The sequence below is a fragment of the Geofilum rhodophaeum genome, assembly GCF_002210225.1.
GTDB classification, from domain to species: Bacteria; Bacteroidota; Bacteroidia; order Bacteroidales; family Marinilabiliaceae; genus Geofilum; species Geofilum rhodophaeum.
The window spans coordinates 146,393-165,726 of record NZ_MWUJ01000001.1; the positions used below are offsets into that span (position 1 = coordinate 146,393).

The window sequence follows — 19,334 nt, forward strand, 5'->3', positions numbered from 1 at the left end:
ACTACATCAACAACTTGAAAAACCACCACTATGAATGTTAAAGCCTGGGGCGAAAAAATAATTATCCCGACCTACGAGACGGGCGCACCTGAGAAAAACCCCATATTTCTGGAAAAAAGGGTTTACCAGGGCAGCAGCGGTTCGGTGTACCCCTACCCGGTCGTTGAGAAAATAGCCGACGAAAAAAGCGACAAGGAATGGCAGGCCATTTACCTCGAAAACCAGTACCTGAAAATTATGATTCTCCCGGAGCTGGGCGGTCGCATTCAAATGGCCTACGATAAAATAAAACAACGCCACTTTGTCTATTACAACAGTGTGATAAAACCGGCGCTGGTGGGACTAACAGGACCGTGGATTTCGGGGGGAATTGAGTTCAACTGGCCGCAGCACCACCGCCCCAGCACCTACGAAGCGGTAGAAGCCCTCATTGAAGAAAACCAGGACGGAAGCGTTACCGTGTGGTGCAACGAACTCGAACGTATGTTCCGAACCAGGGGAAGGGCCGGGTTTACCCTACACCCCGACAAGGCTTACCTGCAGATAAAAGTCAAACTCTTCAACGGCACGCCACATCCACAAACCTTTTTGTGGTGGGCCAATCCGGCAGTAAAAGTCAACGACCACTACCAATCGGTTTTCCCACCCGATGTGAATGCCGTATTCGACCATGGAAAGCGCGATGTCGCCAGTTTCCCCATAGCCACCGGGCACTACTACAAAGTAGATTATTCGGCCGGCGTAGATATTTCGCGCTACAAAAACATTCCTGCCCCGACCAGCTATATGGCCATCCAGTCGAAGTACGACTTTGTTGGCGGCTACGAAAACGACACCCAGGCCGGTTTGCTGCATGTGGCCGACCACCACGTTTCACCCGGCAAAAAACAATGGACCTGGGGACATGGTGATTTTGGCCGGGCGTGGGACCGTAACCTGACCGACGAAGACGGTCCTTACATCGAGCTGATGTGCGGGGTGTACACCGACAATCAGCCGGATTTTGCCTGGTTGCAGCCTTACGAAGAAAAAAGCTTTGAGCAATACTTCATGCCCTACCGCGATTTGGGGATGGTTAAAAACGCTACCCGGGATGCCCTGCTCAACATCGAAGTCGAAGCAGGAGGCTTGCGTCTTAAACTCTACACAACAGGCACCTTCCCCAAAGCTCAGGTCGTGGTTAAGAAAGGAGAAAAGCTCCTCCTCGACACCCAGATCGACACCTCACCCGCCATGAGCTTCAACGAAATAATTCCGGACGAGACTGAGCTGAGCGACCTCCATGTCGCCCTCCTGAGCAAAGATGGAAAGGTGCTGGTCGACTGGCAAGCCGAGCCTGAAACACTACAACCCATGCCCGAGCCGGCACAGGCGGCAAAGGATCCGGAAGACCTCCGCAGTGTGGACCAGCTTTACCTGCAGGGTCTGCACCTGGAGCAGTACCGCCACGCGACTTACGATCCACGCGACTATTATCTGGAAGCCCTGAAACGGGAGCCGGAGGACTGGCGCTGCAACAACGCCATGGGCCTGTGGCTGCTGCGCAGGGGCTGCCTGCAAGACGCCGAACCCTTCCTGCGCAAGGCAGTAAACACCCTTACCCAAAGAAACCCCAACCCCTATGAGGGAGAAGCCCTGTACCATCTGGGTTTGTGTCTGCGTTTGCAAGGAAAGGACGAAGAAGCCTATCGCTGGTTCAACAAGGCTGCCTGGAATGCCGCCTGGGTCGACAGCGCCAGCTTTCAGGCGGCACGCATGGCCATCGAAAGGGGCGACCTGGGAAAGGCCCTGGAACTGACCAACCGCTCCCTGGCCCGTAACAGCAACAACCCCAAGGCGCACCACCTCAAGACCCTGGCACTTCGCCTGGAAGGTCATAAAACGGAAGCCTTGCAGGAAGCCGAAAACGCCCTGGCTATGGACCCTTTCAACCATGGCCTGCGCTTCGAGCTGTGGCTGTTAACCGGGTCGGCTGCGCACCTGAAGGAGGTGCAGGGACTGGCGGGACCCAACATCCACACTTGCCTGGAATACGCACTCGACTACGCCCATGCCGGCCGTTTCAAGGAGGCCTGTGCTTTTCTGGAAAAGGTGGCCGATGTTAAAGGGCAGACCTACCCCATGACGCACTACCTCACCGGCTATTTCGAGCTGCGGCAGGGAGAGCGGAACTTGGCTGCCGATACTTTTGAAAAGGCGGCCGCCTGCGCCCCCGATTACTGCTTTCCCAACAAAACAGAAGAACTGCTTGCGCTGGAAGCTGCCGTCAACCTGCGGCCCGGGGACGACAAGGCCTGGTACTATATGGGCAACTTTTGGTACGGCGCCCGGCAGCACAACCGGGCCCTCCAATGCTGGGAACAATCCCGCAGTCTCAACGACCGCTTCCCCACGGTGCACCGCAATCTGGCCCTGGCCTATTACAACAAACAAAACAAGCCCCAAGCAGCACTGCAGGCACTGGAAAAAGCTTTTGCCCTGGCGACCACCGATGCCCGCGTGCTGATGGAACTCGACCAGCTCTACAAAAAATGCAACAAAAGTCCGCAAGAGCGATTGTCCCTGCTGCAGAAACATCCCGAACAGGTGACTTTCCGCGACGACCTGTTTCTGGAGTTGATCAGCCTCTACAACCTCACAGGAAAAGCGGATAGGGCCCTTGCGCTGTTGCTGCAACGCCGCTTTCACCCCTGGGAGGGTGGGGAGGGTAAGGTAACGGGACAGTACCTGCTGGCCCGCACCCAGCTGGCCCAAAAGGCCCTGCAGCAGAAAGATTACCCGTCGGCCCTCTCCCATCTTGAAGCCTGCTTTTCCTACCCCCACAACCTGGGGGAAGGCAAATTGCCCAATGCGCTCGAAAACGACACCAACTACTGGCTGGGCATCACCCACCAGGCTATGGGACTTAGCGCTGAGGCCATAAGCTGTTGGGAAAAGGCCGCCCAGGGCAACATAGAAGCCTCTGTAGCCCTCTATTACAACGACCAGCAGTCCGACCAACTCTTTTATCAGGGACTGGCCCTCCGGGCCCTGGGCAGGGAAGAAGAGGCGCGCAGCCGTTTTTTCAAACTGCTGAAATACGGCGAAAAGCACCTGTTTATCCCCTTTAAAATGGATTATTTTGCCGTTTCGCTGCCCGATTTACTTATTTTTGAAGAAGACCTGCAAAAAAGGCAGCTGCAAAACTGCCGTTATTTAATGGGACTGGGACTCCTGGGTCTGGGGCAGAAGGACAAGGCAGGGGTGCAGCTGAAACAAGTGCTATCTGAAAACCGCTACCACCAGGGCGCCTGGCTGCATCAGCAACTTTTCGACCTTTAAACACAAAGCAAACGGACAAAAATCCAAGGATATGAAAAAAATACTAATGGGAATGGCAGCCGTGTTGCTGCTGGGCACTTTGGCTTGTCAGCAAGCCAAAGAAACAACCATAGATCTTTCAGGAAGTTGGCACTTTCGCCTGGACGAAGAAGAAAAAGGCGAAGAGGAACAGTGGTACAGGACCCGGCTTCCGGGAGAAATACAACTCCCCGGGGCACTCAGGGACTATGCCATAGGCAATGAACCGACCCTGAAGACCGACTGGACCGGCAGCATCTACGACAGCTCCTGGTACTTTAATCCGGCCATGGAAAAATACCGGCAAGCCGGCAACATCAAATTCCCTTTTTGGCTGACCCCCGTAACGCATTATAAGGGCATGGCCTGGTTTCAAAAGGACCTGGATATTCCGGCGCATTGGGCGGGAAAGGACCTGATACTGGACCTCGAAAGGCCGCATTGGCAGACCAAAGTGTGGCTCGACTCGGTGGTCGTTGGCAGCGACAACAGCCTTTCGGTACCTCATCGTTTCACCATACCGGGGCGACTGGTAAGCGCCGGACAACACCGACTCACCGTGCGGGTCGACAACGCCATTCGCGACATCGATCCCGGCATCAACTCCCACAGCCTGTCGGACCATACCCAGGGCAACTGGAACGGCATTACGGGCAGCATGAAACTGTTTCCTTTGGACAACATCCATTATAAACAAGTTAAGCTGAGTCCCCGCTTGGCTGAAAACGCGCTGAAGGTGGACATAGAACTCAACACAGCTCCTTCCGGAGGACGTATCACCTTTAAACTGACCGGGAGCAACCACAGCCACAGTCTGTCGCCCCTCACCCTCGATTGGCCGGAGGGCCAGAAAAAAGCTTCCTTCAACATCGATATGGGAGCAGACTACCAGACCTGGAGTGAATTTGCACCCAACTTGTACGAAGCCACGCTGACCCTCGAAGACCAGGAGGGCCAGCAAATACAGTACAGCAGTCCCTTTGGTATGCGGGAGTTTACGCTGGCCGACAAGCATTTTGCCATCAACGGCACCCCCACCTTCTTGCGTGGCACCACCGAATGCAGCGTTTTCCCACTCACCGGCTATCCGCCTACCGACGAAGCCTCCTGGGCACGCATCTTTGAGATTTGTCGAGACTTCGGCCTCAACCACATGCGCTTCCACTCCTACTGTCCCCCCGAAGCCGCCTTCCATGCCGCCGACAAGGCCGGCATTTACCTCCAGGTAGAAGGGCCCAGTTGGGCCAAGTATTCGGTGGAACTGGGCTGGGGACTGCCGCTCGACGACTACCTGATGGAAGAGACCCGGCGCATCATCGACACCTACGGCAACCATCCCTCCTTTGTCATGATGGCCTACGGCAACGAGCCCTCCGGCAACTATGTTGCCTACCTCGAGGACTGGGTGGACCACTTCAGGGCCTACGACAATCGCTTTTTGTACACCGGGGCCTCCACCGGAGGCAGCTGGGCCATCATCAACAACAGTGACTTTTTTGTCCGTGCCCCACCCCGTGGTTTGGAATGGAACAAAAAACGTCCGGAATCGACCTTCGACTACCGCAACAAGACAGAAAACCTGGAACGCCCCTACATCACCTTTGAAATGGGCCAATGGTGCGTCTTTCCCAACTTCGACGAGCTGCCCAAATACACCGGGTCACTTAAAGCCAAAAACTTTGAGCTTTTTCAGGAACATTTGGGCGATCAGCACATGGGCGATCAGGCGCGGGACTTCCTTATGGCCTCAGGGAAACTGCAGGCCTCCAGCTACAAGCAGGAAATTGAAGCCACCCTGCGCACCCCCAACCTGGCCGGCTTCCAGCTCTTGAGTCTGAACGACTTTTCGGGTCAGGGCACCGCCCTGGTGGGCGTGCTCGATGCCTTCTGGGACGAAAAAGGCTACATCAGCGCCTCCGAGTTCAGCGCCTTTTGCAATGAAGTCGTTCCCCTGGTGCGCCTCGAGCAATTCACCTTTGAAAACACCGATGTACTGGACACCTGGATCGAAATTGCCAACTTCAGCGGACAAGTCATCGACCCGGCCGAAGTAAGCTGGCAACTCAATACGGAGGATGGCGAGATTGCAGCCGAAGGAGTTTTTGCCGACCTCACCATTCCGGTAGGCAACGAACACCGCGCCGGTCGCATTCAGCTTCCGCTCGACTTTGTGCAAAGCGCCCAAAAGCTCCGGCTTTCGGTCACGCTGGACCAATACCAAAACCATTGGAACCTGTGGGTCTATCCCAATACTCCGATTCAGGAGCCCTCTCAGGAGCTGCTCCTGGCCAGCGAATGGACGCCTGAAGTGGAGAAAGCACTGAACGAGGGACAAAAAGTACTGCTGTTGGCTGCCGGTAAAGTAGAAAACGGAAAGGATGTGGTGCAACATTACAACCCGGTATTCTGGAATACCTCCTGGTTTCGCATGCGCCCGCCGCACACCACCGGACTGTTGATTCAGGACAGCCATCCCATATTCCATGATTTCCCCACCGATTACTACAGCGACCTGCAGTGGTGGGAGCTGACCAATCGTCAACAGGTGATGAACCTTGAAAATTTTCCCCGGTCCTTCCGCCCGCAAGTGCAACCCATCGACACCTGGTTTTTAAACCGTCGACTGGCCCTGCTTTTCGAGGCCAGAGTTGGAGCGGGAAAACTGGTGGTATGCAGTGCCGACCTGAGCAACAATCTGGAGCAGCGCCCCGCTGCTCGGCAATTAAGACACAGCATTCTGACTTATATGCAAAGTGAAGATTTCGCGCCCACCGAAGCAGTAGATGCGGCCATAGTTGGCGAATTATTCGAAGAAAAAGAAAGGGCCGTATGGCAATCCTATGTTAATGAAGCCCCCTGACAGACCTAAAAAACACGACAACATGAATAAACTCTTTTTCTTGCTGCTTTTCGCCTGGGGGCACAGCCTCCAGGCGCAAAACAGTTACACGCTGTCCCTGCAACACCAGGCTGAAAGCATTCAGCGGGAACACCTAAATCTGGGAGGAACCAATCCCCGGGGCGAAACCATTGACGTCAACAGTCACTACATCGAAAAAAACGGCAGCCCCTTCTATCCCATCATCGGAGAATTTCACTATTCCCGCTTCCCCAAGGCCTACTGGGAAGAGGAAATTTTGAAAATGAAGGCCGGAGGCATCAATACCATCGCCACCTACGTATTCTGGAATCTGCATGAAAGGCAGCCCGGGAATTTCGACTGGACAAACGATCTCGATCTGCGTCATTTTTTAGAGCTCATCCACAAAAACGAGCTGCAGGCCATTGTTCGCGTGGGACCATTTTGTCACGGCGAAATGCGTAATGGCGGCATACCCGACTGGCTTTACGGTCAGCCTTTCGAGATCCGCAGCAACGATCCGGGCTATCTCGACTATGTAGATCGCCTCTACGGACAAATTGGTCGACAACTGGAAGGCCTGCTTTACCAGGATGGCGGTCCGGTAATCGGCATTCAGCTCGAAAACGAGTACCAACATTCGGCGGCCCCCTGGGAATGGGGCTATCCGGGAGGCAAAACCGAACGGACCGTAGCCAACCGCGATGCCGCTCAGGTACACAATCAAATTACGGTAAGCGACGGGCAAAATCCCTGGTTCGAATACGGCAAGCTGCACATGAACAACTTAAAGCAGCTGGCCCAAAAAAATGGGCTGAATGTGCCCCTTTACACCGCCACCGGCTGGGGAAATGCCACCATCGTCGAGCAGGGCAGTCTCCCGGTAACAGCCGCCTACGCCTATCCCTTTTGGGCCAATCCCTACCCCTCTCCCTTCTATTTGTTTAAGGACATCAAGCACCAGCCCGATTACAGTCCCGTCAGCTACGACACCAGTCTTTACCCCTCCCTGTCGGCCGAAATTGGCCCCGGCATTCAAATCAAATACAGTCGCCGCCCCTTTGTCCCCTATGAAAGTGTGCTGCCGCTTATGGTACGCACCGTCGGCAGCGGCTCCAACGGCATTGGTTACTACATGTACCATGGTGGATCCACCCCGCAATTCGACGGCAAGTTTTACAACGAAGAAGCCAACGGCATTCCCCGCGTAAATTACGACTTCCAGGCACCCCTGGGTCAATACGGCCAGGCCCGGGAGCACTACCACGACCTGCGCCTGCTGCACAGCTTTTTAGACAGTTACGGTTCAAACCTCGCACCGATGACTACCCTACTGCCCCCCGAAGCCGCCACCCTGAAACCAGAGAACACCGAAACCCTGCGTTACGCGGTTCGCACAAAAGACAATGCCGGCTTCCTTTTCATCATCAACTTTCAGGACCATGCCGAAGTACAAAGCATCGAAGACGTAAGCATTGAGCTGGAAGGCGACGGGGAGTCCTTTCGCTTCCCCAGACAAGGCAGTCTCAACATCCCCAGGGCCACATCGGCCATCTTCCCCTTTAACCTTCCGCTCGGAGGCGCCACCCTTAAAACCGCCACGGTTCAACCCTTTACCGCCCTTAAAGGCACCAAGGGCTCCTACCATGTTTTCACCATGATCGATGGAATCGCCGCCGAGCTCAATTTCAGCAGCGAAACCAAAATCACCGGAAGCTCCAATGCCGACCTCACAAAGCACCCAGGCAGTCTGACAGTCAAACCCCAAAAACCAGGCCCCTTCTCCTTCATGGCCAATGGCGAAAGCATCCTGGTGCTGCCCATGAAAATGGCCCGAAACGCAGTGAAGATAGGGAAACAACTCTACTTTTCAGAGGCACTTCTGCTCGACAACCAGGAAGGCCTGCAGTTGATCAGCAAGACTACCCACAACCTCATTCATGTATTTCCGCAAGGGCCGAACCATTTTGGTGCATCCCATGCGCAAATCAAAACAGAACGGCCCATAGCTAAAAACTTTTCGAGTTTCAGCGTTCACTTTGAAACGTTCACTCCCGAATACGAATGGGAGCAGGTAAGTGCTCAAAAATACCTCCTGCGCCTTAACACCGATTTTCATCACATCAACGACCTGATGGTAAGCATCGATTACGTTGGCGATCGCGGCTTGGCCTTCATCAACGGCAGCCTGCTCACCGATCACTTTTACCACGGCCGCCAATGGGAAATCAGTCTGAAAGCAGTAGCCCCGGAACTAGAAGAGAACAGCATCCTGTTTTTCTTCCACCCCATGTATGACGACGCCCCTTACCTAAAGGACATTAAGCCCCTCCCTGAATTCAAAGACGGCAAAGTACTGGAAGTAAAAGGACTCCAAATTGTGCCCGAGTACAAAACCCTTTTGAAGCTTTAAAACTCCTTCAAAAAAACATCGATAAAAAGCAAAGGCCCCGGTAATCGCAATTAATAAACCCAAATGCCACAGTACAGAAAACAGCAAAGCAGAGGTCTGAAACACTACGCATTAGCTATTGGAGCATTTACGAAACGATGGATCCACGTCGTAGTCGATAAAAAATGTGAGAAAGCAATGGATAATAGATATGCTGTGTATTTTGAAAATAAAGTGAATCACTAAATTGGTTGTTATTTTGCTTTAGGAGGTAATTTTGGAACAGTTTACCCTGATACAACGCTTCCTATGTTTATTTCAACCCCAAAGGGTACCAGTATTTCATTCCAAAAAAACCCCATTCTAACTTAATTTAAAAGGTCAACAGCACCCTGTTTCAGGGGTATTCCTGAAACAGGGTGCTGCTGTAAAACCAAGTTTTATTGCACCACTACCTTTTGCTGTTGAATGCCCGTTTCGGTGCTCAATTGTAAAATGTAAACCCCTTGGGCCAGCTCTGCAGTCGTCCAGGGAATGGAATAGGCCCCTGAAGCGCGCCAACCCTGATCGAGCACCTTCACCAGACGGCCATTCAAATCATAAAGGGCCAAACGCAACTGCTGATCGTTCCCGAGCTGCAACTTCACTTCTGCACTTCCTTTAACCGGATTTGGCACCACACGCAGCTCATTGACCTCTTTCGCCGTCAAAGCAGATACGCTGCTGAGCACCCCGGCATCGGCAACCACAAAATACATCAATTTTGAAAGTGAACCATCGTTGGTATTACCTCCCAACATTACGGTCTCCCCTGCAAGGACGGATTTCTTATACAAATTGGCCGGAGCCTCGGCGCCGCTGGCATTTTTAAACTTAAGCTCTTCTCCGGTCAGCTCCCAAGCAGACAACCAACCGGGCACTTCAGTAATCGTCTGATGATGCACAACATAAATCTCCGCATCTTTCTGCGCCACAAAGGTTGCCAGCGTTAAGTCGCCAGGATATTTACGCGACTCCATACTCGTGCGGATCCACTCCTTCTCATTCAGGAAATCAGGACCGCTGCCATAGTAAAAAGCCATATCGCCATAAACAGATTCTTCACCATTTAAGGAGGTTTTCACCTCCCAATATGGAGCGCCAGCAAAATCATGTACCAATAAATCCTGAACCACTTGACCCGACCCCCTATTTACATTATCCAAAACTTTAACTGCGGGGGCAGCCATTGGGAAATCCATATCGGTAGCCAAATAAAAGCCCGGATGCGGTGGCTGATTGTAGGAGCTGTTTTGCCAGGAAATGGCACAGCGGTATACCGGATCATGCATAAGTGTGTACAACTTATGCTCCGTTTGAATCGCAGTAGTATAAATACGCAAAGCTTCCGCATCGTTTCGTCTGAAAATCACCTCCTCCCGCCAATCGCCAAACAAATCGGCAGACAGCGCAGGGGTGGACTTGCTGCCATTGTTGGAACTGGTACCATTTCCGGTTAAAATAGTTGTCCCCAAATTGGCTCCAATACTCCACTTATCGATGCGATTGCTGTTTAACAACTCTCTACTTAAATCTCCATCCCACCAAATCAAAAAATTGGTAGAAGAAGGGATATTGCCCACACGAGTGCCATTAAGATTAAACAGGCCATGACCTGCGGCCCAGAAATGAAAGCCTGGGTGTTGGGGATCTAATTCAGCTGCTGCTGCGCGACCAATATCGCCAGGGGCAGGATAATGAAAAAGCACCTCCCCATCATCGGCGTAGCGCAGCAGCACCCCATTACCACCACTTTCGTGTGGCATCCAAATCATGGGACGAGCATCCTCCTTTTTCATATAAGTGATGTGCGTGGCATCGGCATGGCCAAAACCGGTCGTGTGCATTCCCTTGCCCTCGGAAGAGATCACTGCAGCACCGGTAACCAAATCATGCCTGCCATCACCATCGGCATCCACGGTATGCAGGGAGTGGTTGCCCTGACCAAAATACGCTCCGTTCCCTGTCGTATTCGAGTCAAAAGTCCACCTCCGGGTTAATTCACCATCCCGCCAATCCCAGGCGGCAAATGTCATCCGGGTATAGTACCCCCGCTGAAACACCGCTGAGGGACGCTCCCCGTCCACATAGGCCACTGCCGCGTTGAAACGATCTACCCGGTTTCCATAATCATCACCCCAGGCCGACACCGTTCCTCGTAAAGGCCAATAATCGGCTGTTGCCAACTCCTTCCCGGTTGCACCATCAAAAACAGTCAGATACTCGGGACCCGACAAAATATAACCATAAGGATTTCGATAAATGGCACTGTGATTGGCAGAGGCTGCCGGCCCCATACCGATGTAAGCGCCGGTGCCGTCTTTGGTACCCGGTGCCGTCTTTACCATAATTTCGGCTTTACCGTTTCCGTCAAAATCATACACCAAAAACTGGGTATAATGGGCACCCGCCCGGATATTGGGTCCCAGATCAATACGCCACAAATGCGCACCATCCAGGGTATAAGCATCCAGAAACACATTGTCGGTGATTCCCCCCTGCGAATTATCCTTGGCATTGTCGGGATCCCATTTCAAAACGATCTCATATTCCCCATTGCCCAGCAAATCCCCCACACTGGCATCGTTGGGATAATAATAGCCGCCTTGCGCACCTTGGGCGGGCCGCTTAAGCGGAACATCGAACCAGGCTCCGGTCCCTTCACGATTGTCGATGTTTCGAGCCGCATAAACTTCAGTCTGTTCAACCCCGTTAATTAAGGCCTTAACTACATAACTACTTCCCACAGGCGCTGAAGCATCCAGATAGCTACTCACATCAGTTACCGGTTCCTCATTAATTAGAACTCCATCGCGGTAAATATTGAACCCGGTCTCCCAAGGCTCTTCACCCAGCAAGCGCCAGCTGAGCCAATACCCATCTCCTTCACGCACAGCCACCGCTCCCCGCTGCAGCTTTTCCACTTGTTTCTGCCCCTCTGCCGAACCCACACTCAGGCCAACAAGAACCAATAAAACAATCCATTCCTTTCGTAAACTACACTTCATATCTTCTCTGTTAAATTCCCACTATTTGATCTTCACTTTTCGGGTATAAACCCCGGTTCCATATTGTAATTGCAAAAGATAGAGCCCCGCAGGCAAGGTCGACACATCCACCTCAGCGGAGGCACCAGGCTGTAACTGCTCCACCACCTTTTGTCCCACCATATTGTAAAGCTGCAGATGCAAGGGAGCCATCGCCGTCCATTCCCTTGGCCACTCCACATTCATCAATGTTTTCACCGGATTCGGGTAAAGCAGCACCTGATCTTCATGTTCGTTTGCAGAAACGGAAACCGCCTGATCACTCACCTTTAGTATACCATGGGAATAGAGCTCAGAAAGGTCCCAATGCAAGCCAGTTGCCGGACTGGCAGGCAAAATCTGCTCAAACTGCCCGTTGATACTTCCGGCATTCAATATTTGATAGCTTTGCCCTGCAGCGTAAGCACCTCCGGAAGCCACCACAGCTAAAACGCCATTGGCAGAAAATGAGCCTCCAACAATCAGGCAGTCGCTTACGCCCGTCTCCCGGTTGAGCCGAACTACCAACCCTGCTCCTGCATCCATCTGTACACCTTGATCAACCGTTAAAGAGGTGCCCGTAGTAGTATAACCGGCAAACAAGCGTGCACCTTCTTTAATACGCAAAGAACCGGCAATGGTTCCCGTGCCATTGATGCTGCCACCATTCTCCACAATTACAGCCCCCGTACCTGTAGCACTTCCGGAAGCATTGAGCACCGACAAACGCCCCTGGGCAACCGTAGTGCCCCCGGCATAAGTATTGGCAGCAGTGAGACTAAAAACACCCGTACCCGTTTTAAAAAGACTTCCGGCGCCAATAAGGCCTTCAAAGGTCGTACTGTTGTTTCGGGCCCCAATCTCCCAACGACTGTTGTCTTTGAGGCTTCCCTTACCCTCCAGCGCACCCAGCTTAACTGTTCCCGAAGACAGGTGATATAAGGTAACGCCCTCTCCCAAATTAACCAGAGCACCCGGATAGCCGTAGCTGTTCTCCACCCGAAAATCTCCTCCGTCGCCAGATTTAAAAACATTAATGCGACCGGTAAAAGCAGACCAATTGCCCCTAAAATCGGTGCGGACAAAGGGGATGTAAACATTAAAATCGCCGGCACCGCTTAGGGAACCCGTATAATCGCCTCGGCCGTCCATATAAATACTGCCCGTTTCACCTTCCGGTACATCCATATTCCAGGTCCATGTGCTGTAGGAGTGTGCATTATCATAACTCTCCAAAACGCCGCCTTCAAAAACCACCTTCTTACCGGGGTTCGTCGTCTCATTAAGCAAGCGGACCGTTCCCTCCCGGATCAACAACTCATCGTGACTGTTGGTTCCGCCAAGGATTAGTTTGCCAGAGCCGGCTTTAGTCAGTTTACCACCAACCAGTTTCTCGTTCCAATACAGTTCACCAACATTCACCAGCGTTCCGCCGGCCGCACCCAAAGTCATAGCCCTATCGGCACTTCCCGCTTGAGTAACCTCAAGCAGCCCCCCGTTTAAAGTCAACAAATTGGCATCAGAGCTGGGCACACCCAAGGCCCCGTTGGCTGTTGAACTGGGCATGGCAGACACCACCAGCTTCCCGCCCTCAACGACCACCGCACCGGTAAAGGCATTCACATTATCAACAAACAGACTGCCGGAGCCGCTTTTCACCAAACCCGTGCTTCCGGCAATGGCGCCCACTCCACTAAAGCGGTAAGTGTCTGCAGTATTCACCAGCACCGATGAAGGCGTCAAGGTCTCTGCGAGTTCCACCTCCATGGCTGGTGCGGTATCGTCAAACACCACCTCATCCTGATCCACAAAATAGGTCGCTGTCGACTCGGCTGTTCTAAAACTTTCTGCATCGGCCAAATTCCAAAGAGCACCGGCTGCCCCGTTCCAATAAATGGTTTGTGGAGCGCGTACTTCTTTTACAAGCAATTGCAAAACATTTCCTTCCTGCTTTAATTCATAGGGAATTCCGGTTAAGCCCTCTACTTCGAAAGACTCCGGGAGAAAAACCACCGATTCGGGTAAGCGCACCAGGGGATAAGTCCCTGCCGTTAATGCTGCGCCTCCGGTATTAAAAACCAAAACGACATCCTGTTCTACATCTATTGAACCATTCAACTCCAGAAAATCAGCACCCTGCTCATTCAAATCGAAAACCAAGCGGGCACCCGCATCCATATCAAAAACTCCTGCTACCTCAGAGCTGCCTGTCACCTCCTGCCCCCCGACAAAAAACTCGGAGCCAAAACGCATTTGCAAGTCGCTGCCCAGCGAACCAGAGAGTGCCATACGTCCAAAGAATTCGAGCAAAACAGGACTGTTGGTCAGACTGCCTTCCAGGTTTAGTAGGCCGGCCCACACCTCTGTAGCGCCTGTATACGAATGAGTACCACTGAGCGTAAAAGTCCCCTTACCCGATTTAGCCAGGAGCATGCTCCCACTCAGTTCTCCGGAACTTGCATTCAAATTAATATTATAGGGTGAATTCACGCTCAAAACCGAAGGCGACACATCGTACTGCAACAGCACTTCTGCGTCTTCACCGGCACCTGCGTCAAAAAGCAAGTGTTCGCCATCCGTAAATGCGACATCCACACCATCCTTTTTCCAAACCTGTGCCTCTTGGGTCCAGGCCCCTCCCTGGTAAACAAGTCGCCCGTTAGAAAGCGCAGGCGGAGGAGGCACAGTTTTACCTTCCCCTTCTCCCAAAAAGAAGCTGACATGCGGCGGCTGATTGTAGCCACACATCTGCCAGGTCACTGCCTGTCGGTACTGGTGATCGTGCATCAAGGCATACACCCGGTAAGGACTGGTGGCAACCGTAGTATAGACTCTAATGGCGGTATTGTCTTCCGTACGCCACACCACCTCTTCACGCCAATCGCCCAACAAATCGGCTTGCAAGCCTGGTGTTCCCTTGGTATAATTGTTCGAAATGGCACCCGAAGCCAACAAAACCGGTCCTGAGACTCCGTACTTGTAGATGGCACCCGTTCCATAACCGGTCGAAGTAGAGAAACCGGAATGATCCAACAGTTCCTCCAGCAAATCTCCATCCCAATATATCCGGAAGTTTTCGGGTCCTGCTCCGCCTCCAATTGCATTGCGCGAACTTGCCCCATACATGGTACCCCCTCCCCAGATGGCTTTTCCTTTTATCTCATCTGAGATATTGGCTGCAATAGCCCTACCTGTATCGAAACCTGTACGATTATGAATCAATATTTCACCGGTCCCTGCATCGTGAAAGACCGTCCCCCAATCCGGGGAGTTTTCCAAACATCGCCAGGCTTCCTGACCCTCCCGAAAAGGGTCCAGATCACCTATATGCATAGCGTCTCCGTGTCCCAATTGAGTAGAATACAAACCACTGCCATCGTCATCCACCGCCATCGAGCCCCACACAATTTCATCACGTCCGTCCCCATCTACATCGGCAATGGTATAATTATGATTCCCCTGTCCGTAATAGGGACCACTGTTGCCCGAACTGAAGGACCAACGAAGCACCAGCTTCTTGCCCACCACATCGTAGGTACGCATCTCTGTTTTGGTGTAAATTCCTCGACCAATAAACAAACTGGGTTTCAGTCCGTCGAGATAAGGGGCTCCAAAAAAGTACTTGCTGGCTCTATGCCCGTAACTGTCTCCCCAATCGGAGGATTGCCCCCGCGGAATAAAATCAACCCGATCCAGTTCGGCTCCCGTTTCGCCATCTACCAGAGATAAAAATTCCGGACCTTCATTCATATACTGCATATTGGGTGTAGTTCCCACCGAATAGCGGTAATTGACAATACCATCGCCATCGGTATCACCTATTTGACTTCCATCACCAAAAATGGTGCCCTCCGAAGTCCGCAAAAACACCTCTGCTTTGCCATCGCCATCAAAATCAAAGGCCGCTATATTAATTTCCACATCGGGTAGTATATTGGGACCCACATTGATTTCCCAGAGGAAAGTTCCGTCGAGCCTATACGCTTCAAAATAAGAATAATGGGTATTGTCTTCGTTCCACCCCTTGGCAATCCGCTTAACAATCAGCTCATAACTGCCGTCGCCATCCAAATCGGCAGCCGTAATGTCATTTATTTCATACACCGAGGTATTCCTCGGTTTCAGCACCAACTCCAGGTACTGTTGTTCCCATACTTCAACGGCTTGTGACTGCTCTACAGCCACTCCGTCCTTTAAAACTTCTATACGATACCGAGAGGCAGATGTCCCGCCGGCATCTAGTAAATTACTCACTTGTAAGGGAGCTTCATTCACAAGAACCTCATCCCGATAAACATTATAGGTATAACCATACCACTCATAACCATTCAGACGCCACGACAAAAACACCCCGTCGCTCACCTGTACCGCGACTAAACCACGGTCAAGTACTTCCATTTGGCGTTGCGCCCGTCCTTCGACCATTACAAAAAACAAAAGCAGCACAAACAACCATCCCTTTAACACAGAAAATCTTTTCATTACTATAGTATTTATAGTCTTTCCGGACAAAAGCCGCAACCGGTATCAAAAAAACCATCTGCCCGAATTAAAACAACTGGCCAGATGGTTAAGAAAAAAGCAACCCGGCCCCTTTGGCCGGGTTGCAATAAAAGTTTAATTAATGACTACACGCTGCACACCAACACCGTCGGCAGAAACAACACGCAGGATAAATACACCTTTGTTGTTAATGGTAACAGTATTGCTGCGACCGCTGAACTGCTGACGCTGAACTACGGCACCGGTAAAGTCAATCACCTCAACCACGTAACTATCGGCATCCACAGTCAGGGTAAAAGTGCCCTCACTGGGGTTGGGTGAAACACCTAGCGGCAATACTTTTACATCGCCAATAGAAGTTCCAACACCGGCATCCACCGAAGTGATTGCTCCATTGGAGATGGTAACAACAACAGGAACTGCCATAATATTAACATCCTGGTCTGCCTCATCCTTCAAGATGGCCTGATAGGTAATCAGGTGCTCCCCATCAGCCATAAAGAAAGGCTCCAAGGTATAGCTCAACTCTGCACCACCCAAATCAGAAACAGCATATTCAGTTTCCCCTGGTGCCTGCTCAAACCAACCGCTTGCTTTAGCACCTTCAGGAAGAACTACCGAGAGGGTATAAGACCCGGCATCCTCCACAAAATCAACCTTAAAATCAAAGACTACGGCTTTTACAAAGTTATTGGTACGGGTTCCGTCGCCAGCTTCAGCTGCTACAAAATAGGTACCTGGGGTATCGAAACTTACCACACCGGAAGCTCCTGTAACAGGCGTTGCGAAAGAAGTCCATTCACTCAATGGATCTTGATTAAACTTCCATTCAAAATCGGCCAGCTCCCCAGTATTAATCAAACCAAAAGCAGGAGACACCTCTCCAACCGACAAATATAAAGTCTCACCCTGCTCTATCGAGAATTCACTCATATCCCTGACATAAACAGGAGTGATGTCTTCCGATGCACTGAAAAAAGAGACCGGCTCAAAGCCCTCATCGCTGTAAAAGCGATTGTTGGCCATGTAGGCTCCAACTTTTTTGCTGGCATCACCCATGAAGATAAACTGACCATTATCGGTAAGTTTGATGCGTGAAAATTCAGCGTCCTTATTCCCTGAAATACGAGCAATACCGCCTCGGAATAAAACTTTTCCATTCTCAGAAACATGTACTTCACCTCCAGCAGATATTCCACTACTGTTGGCCAGCATCAACAATCCACTATCCCAGGCATCCATTACGTCAAAAACAGCCACACCTGTTCCTTTTACGATCAGGCGGGAATGATTCTCACGCAACTCCAACCAACCGTTGGTTCCAATCTTACTAAAGGTTCCGGACTCAACCACAAACTTACCGGCTCCTACTTTCTCAAAACGGCCGTCAAGATAAAGCACATCACCCTCGCCCGAACGAACAATCAAGGTAGCCTGGACAGCCTCTTCAAGCACAGTTTCGACCTCATCAACAATTTCGGTAACTGCCGCCTTATAATGCAGCTCTGTTCCATTTTTGATGGTGATTTCACCGGAACCTGGGTAGACTACAGGCCAGTAGGGTGCATCCACGGTAACAATCACGTTATTGTTGTGCGGATGGGCAGCTGGGGTCCAGTTGTAGGCGTGACTAAAGTCATCACTATCTGCACCGGTCCATACCAGAGCCAGAGGAGCATCGGCTTCATCCTGAGCATTAACAATCAACTCGGGACTGGTAGCCAACTCACCGTCAATCATCGCCTGATAAACCACATAATAAGCACCGGGGGTATCGAATTGAGGCGCATACTCCAGCGCGGTCTCAGCTGTGGCAAATGACTCATAAGGCCCACCGGAGACAGTTGCAAATTTCCACTCACCAGGCTCGGCAGTAATCCCATCCTTGATAACAGCAGTAACAGTTGCTCCGGCTCTACCGCCTCTTACATATTGCATCTGCAGGTGATCGAGGAGAATCAAATCAGGAGCTACCAGGTACTCAATCTCATTAGATTGAACAACTTCGCCGCCTGCAAGGGTAACCTCACAAACCATGAAATAGGTGCCGGCAGTAGCAAAGGTGGGAGAAAACAAGTTGGATTCTGTACTGGTTGACATAGTCACATCGTATGGGCCTCCTGATTGTGTGCCGTACTTCCATACAAACTGTTGCGCACCTTCAAGAGCGGTATGCATAGCAATCCCAACTTCTGCACCAGCAACACCCTCAATCACCCGTTCTACCCGGGGAGCAAACCGGCTGGTTAAATGCAAATAGGCAGTCCCTTGCGGCTTAGCGTACACATAGGTCATATCTTCTGCCATATCGTAATAAAAGATGGGATAAAAATTTTCACCACCAGTCAACTGACCTGTTCCCAGGCGTGTCCCCAAATAACCGCGATGATCACCTTTCAGGCGAATAAAGGCGTCGTCCTCAATGGTCAAAACACTGTTTTCGGGGTTGGAAGACCAACGATCAATGATTCTGGCCGACAGATACAATTCACCCTGGTCCCTCAAAAAAATCTTTCCACCGCTTACAGCATTTCCATCCTTACTAAAAAGAAAATAGGAATCGAAAACACCACGACCTGTTCCTTCAATGATCAATTCACTGTCCAAGTTCTCCAGGTAGAAGTTCCTGTTGGTGGACAAAATTCCGGAAGATACCGTCACACGCCCTCCCAAATAAGTAGAATTACCAGTGATACGGGTTTGTATGCCTTCGGGCATAGCGAAAGTAATCTCCCCTTTTGGATGTTCAATTATATTAAAGGTGGCTTCCCCATTTTCATCCACTACAGGATTGCCTTCGGCATCTACAATCGGATCTTCAAAATAATAGGATGCAGCAACACCCAAAGTCCTTATGAACAGTTCCGAATCACGATTCACTACCGGGTGATTGGGCGCATTAGGATCAGCATAATCACCTACATGCGGAACGACAATATCGTTGCCGTCCATTCCTCCAACCGGAGTCCAGTTCTCAGGGATACTGGCATCCGTACTTACACTTCCATTCCAGGTAATGGTAACCGGATCCTGCGCCTGCAGGGCGGTCATGCCCATCAACCCAACTGCTCCTAAAAGCAGCGTGCGTACTGGCTTTGAATAAAACTTCTTCATACAATAGATTTTAAGGTTCAACAAAAAGCTATAAGACTTCTTTTTCATTAAAACAATGCAA

General features: G+C 51.4%; 6 protein-coding genes. 3 read left to right on the forward strand and 3 right to left on the reverse strand.

Annotated features, from left to right (window positions below; translation table 11 throughout):
- Positions 1-30: 30 nt before the first annotated feature.
- The 3 genes from B4W65_RS00515 to B4W65_RS00525 are packed head-to-tail and all read left to right on the forward strand — an operon-like array spanning position 31 to position 8,612.
- A complete protein-coding gene (locus tag B4W65_RS00515) occupies positions 31-3,321 on the forward strand; it encodes a DUF5107 domain-containing protein (RefSeq protein WP_088653152.1) in 3,291 nt (1,096 codons plus the stop codon).
- 31 nt (positions 3,322-3,352) lie between these two features.
- A complete protein-coding gene (locus tag B4W65_RS00520; RefSeq protein ID WP_205741185.1) occupies positions 3,353-6,199 on the forward strand; it encodes a sugar-binding domain-containing protein in 2,847 nt (948 codons plus the stop codon).
- Between the two features lie 22 nt (positions 6,200-6,221).
- Positions 6,222-8,612 (forward strand): beta-galactosidase, encoded by a 2,391-nt coding sequence (locus tag B4W65_RS00525; RefSeq protein WP_158522739.1) that lies wholly within the window; start codon positions 6,222-6,224, stop codon positions 8,610-8,612.
- Between the two features lie 419 nt (positions 8,613-9,031).
- Here the strand turns inward: B4W65_RS00525 and B4W65_RS00530 are convergent, their stop codons facing one another.
- The 3 genes from B4W65_RS00530 to B4W65_RS00540 all read right to left on the reverse strand — a co-directional run bounded on the left by B4W65_RS00530 (position 9,032) and on the right by B4W65_RS00540 (position 19,273).
- Entirely contained in the window at positions 9,032-11,638 is a 2,607-nt protein-coding gene (locus tag B4W65_RS00530) for a rhamnogalacturonan lyase family protein (RefSeq protein ID WP_088653154.1), read from the reverse strand.
- A 21-nt stretch (positions 11,639-11,659) separates the two neighbouring features.
- The gene (locus B4W65_RS00535) at positions 11,660-16,138 is read right to left on the reverse strand and encodes a rhamnogalacturonan lyase family protein (protein ID WP_088653155.1); all 4,479 of its coding nucleotides are present in this window, start codon (positions 16,136-16,138) and stop codon (positions 11,660-11,662) included.
- Between the two features lie 135 nt (positions 16,139-16,273).
- The gene (locus tag B4W65_RS00540; protein ID WP_158522740.1) at positions 16,274-19,273 is read right to left on the reverse strand and encodes a T9SS type A sorting domain-containing protein; all 3,000 of its coding nucleotides are present in this window, start codon (positions 19,271-19,273) and stop codon (positions 16,274-16,276) included.
- Positions 19,274-19,334 lie beyond the last annotated feature (61 nt).

Bases quoted from the DNA above. Each gene is read 5' to 3' on its own strand.
- B4W65_RS00520 (WP_205741185.1), top strand. From the start codon at position 3,353: ATGAAAAAAATACTAATGGGAATGGCAGCCGTGTTGCTGCTGGGCACT.
- B4W65_RS00530 (WP_088653154.1), bottom strand. From the start codon at position 11,638: ATGAAGTGTAGTTTACGAAAGGAATGGATTGTTTTATTGGTTCTTGTT.
- B4W65_RS00525 (WP_158522739.1), top strand. From the start codon at position 6,222: ATGAATAAACTCTTTTTCTTGCTGCTTTTCGCCTGGGGGCACAGCCTC.
- B4W65_RS00515 (WP_088653152.1), top strand. From the start codon at position 31: ATGAATGTTAAAGCCTGGGGCGAAAAAATAATTATCCCGACCTACGAG.
- B4W65_RS00535 (WP_088653155.1), bottom strand. From the start codon at position 16,138: ATGAAAAGATTTTCTGTGTTAAAGGGATGGTTGTTTGTGCTGCTTTTG.
- B4W65_RS00540 (WP_158522740.1), bottom strand. From the start codon at position 19,273: ATGAAGAAGTTTTATTCAAAGCCAGTACGCACGCTGCTTTTAGGAGCA.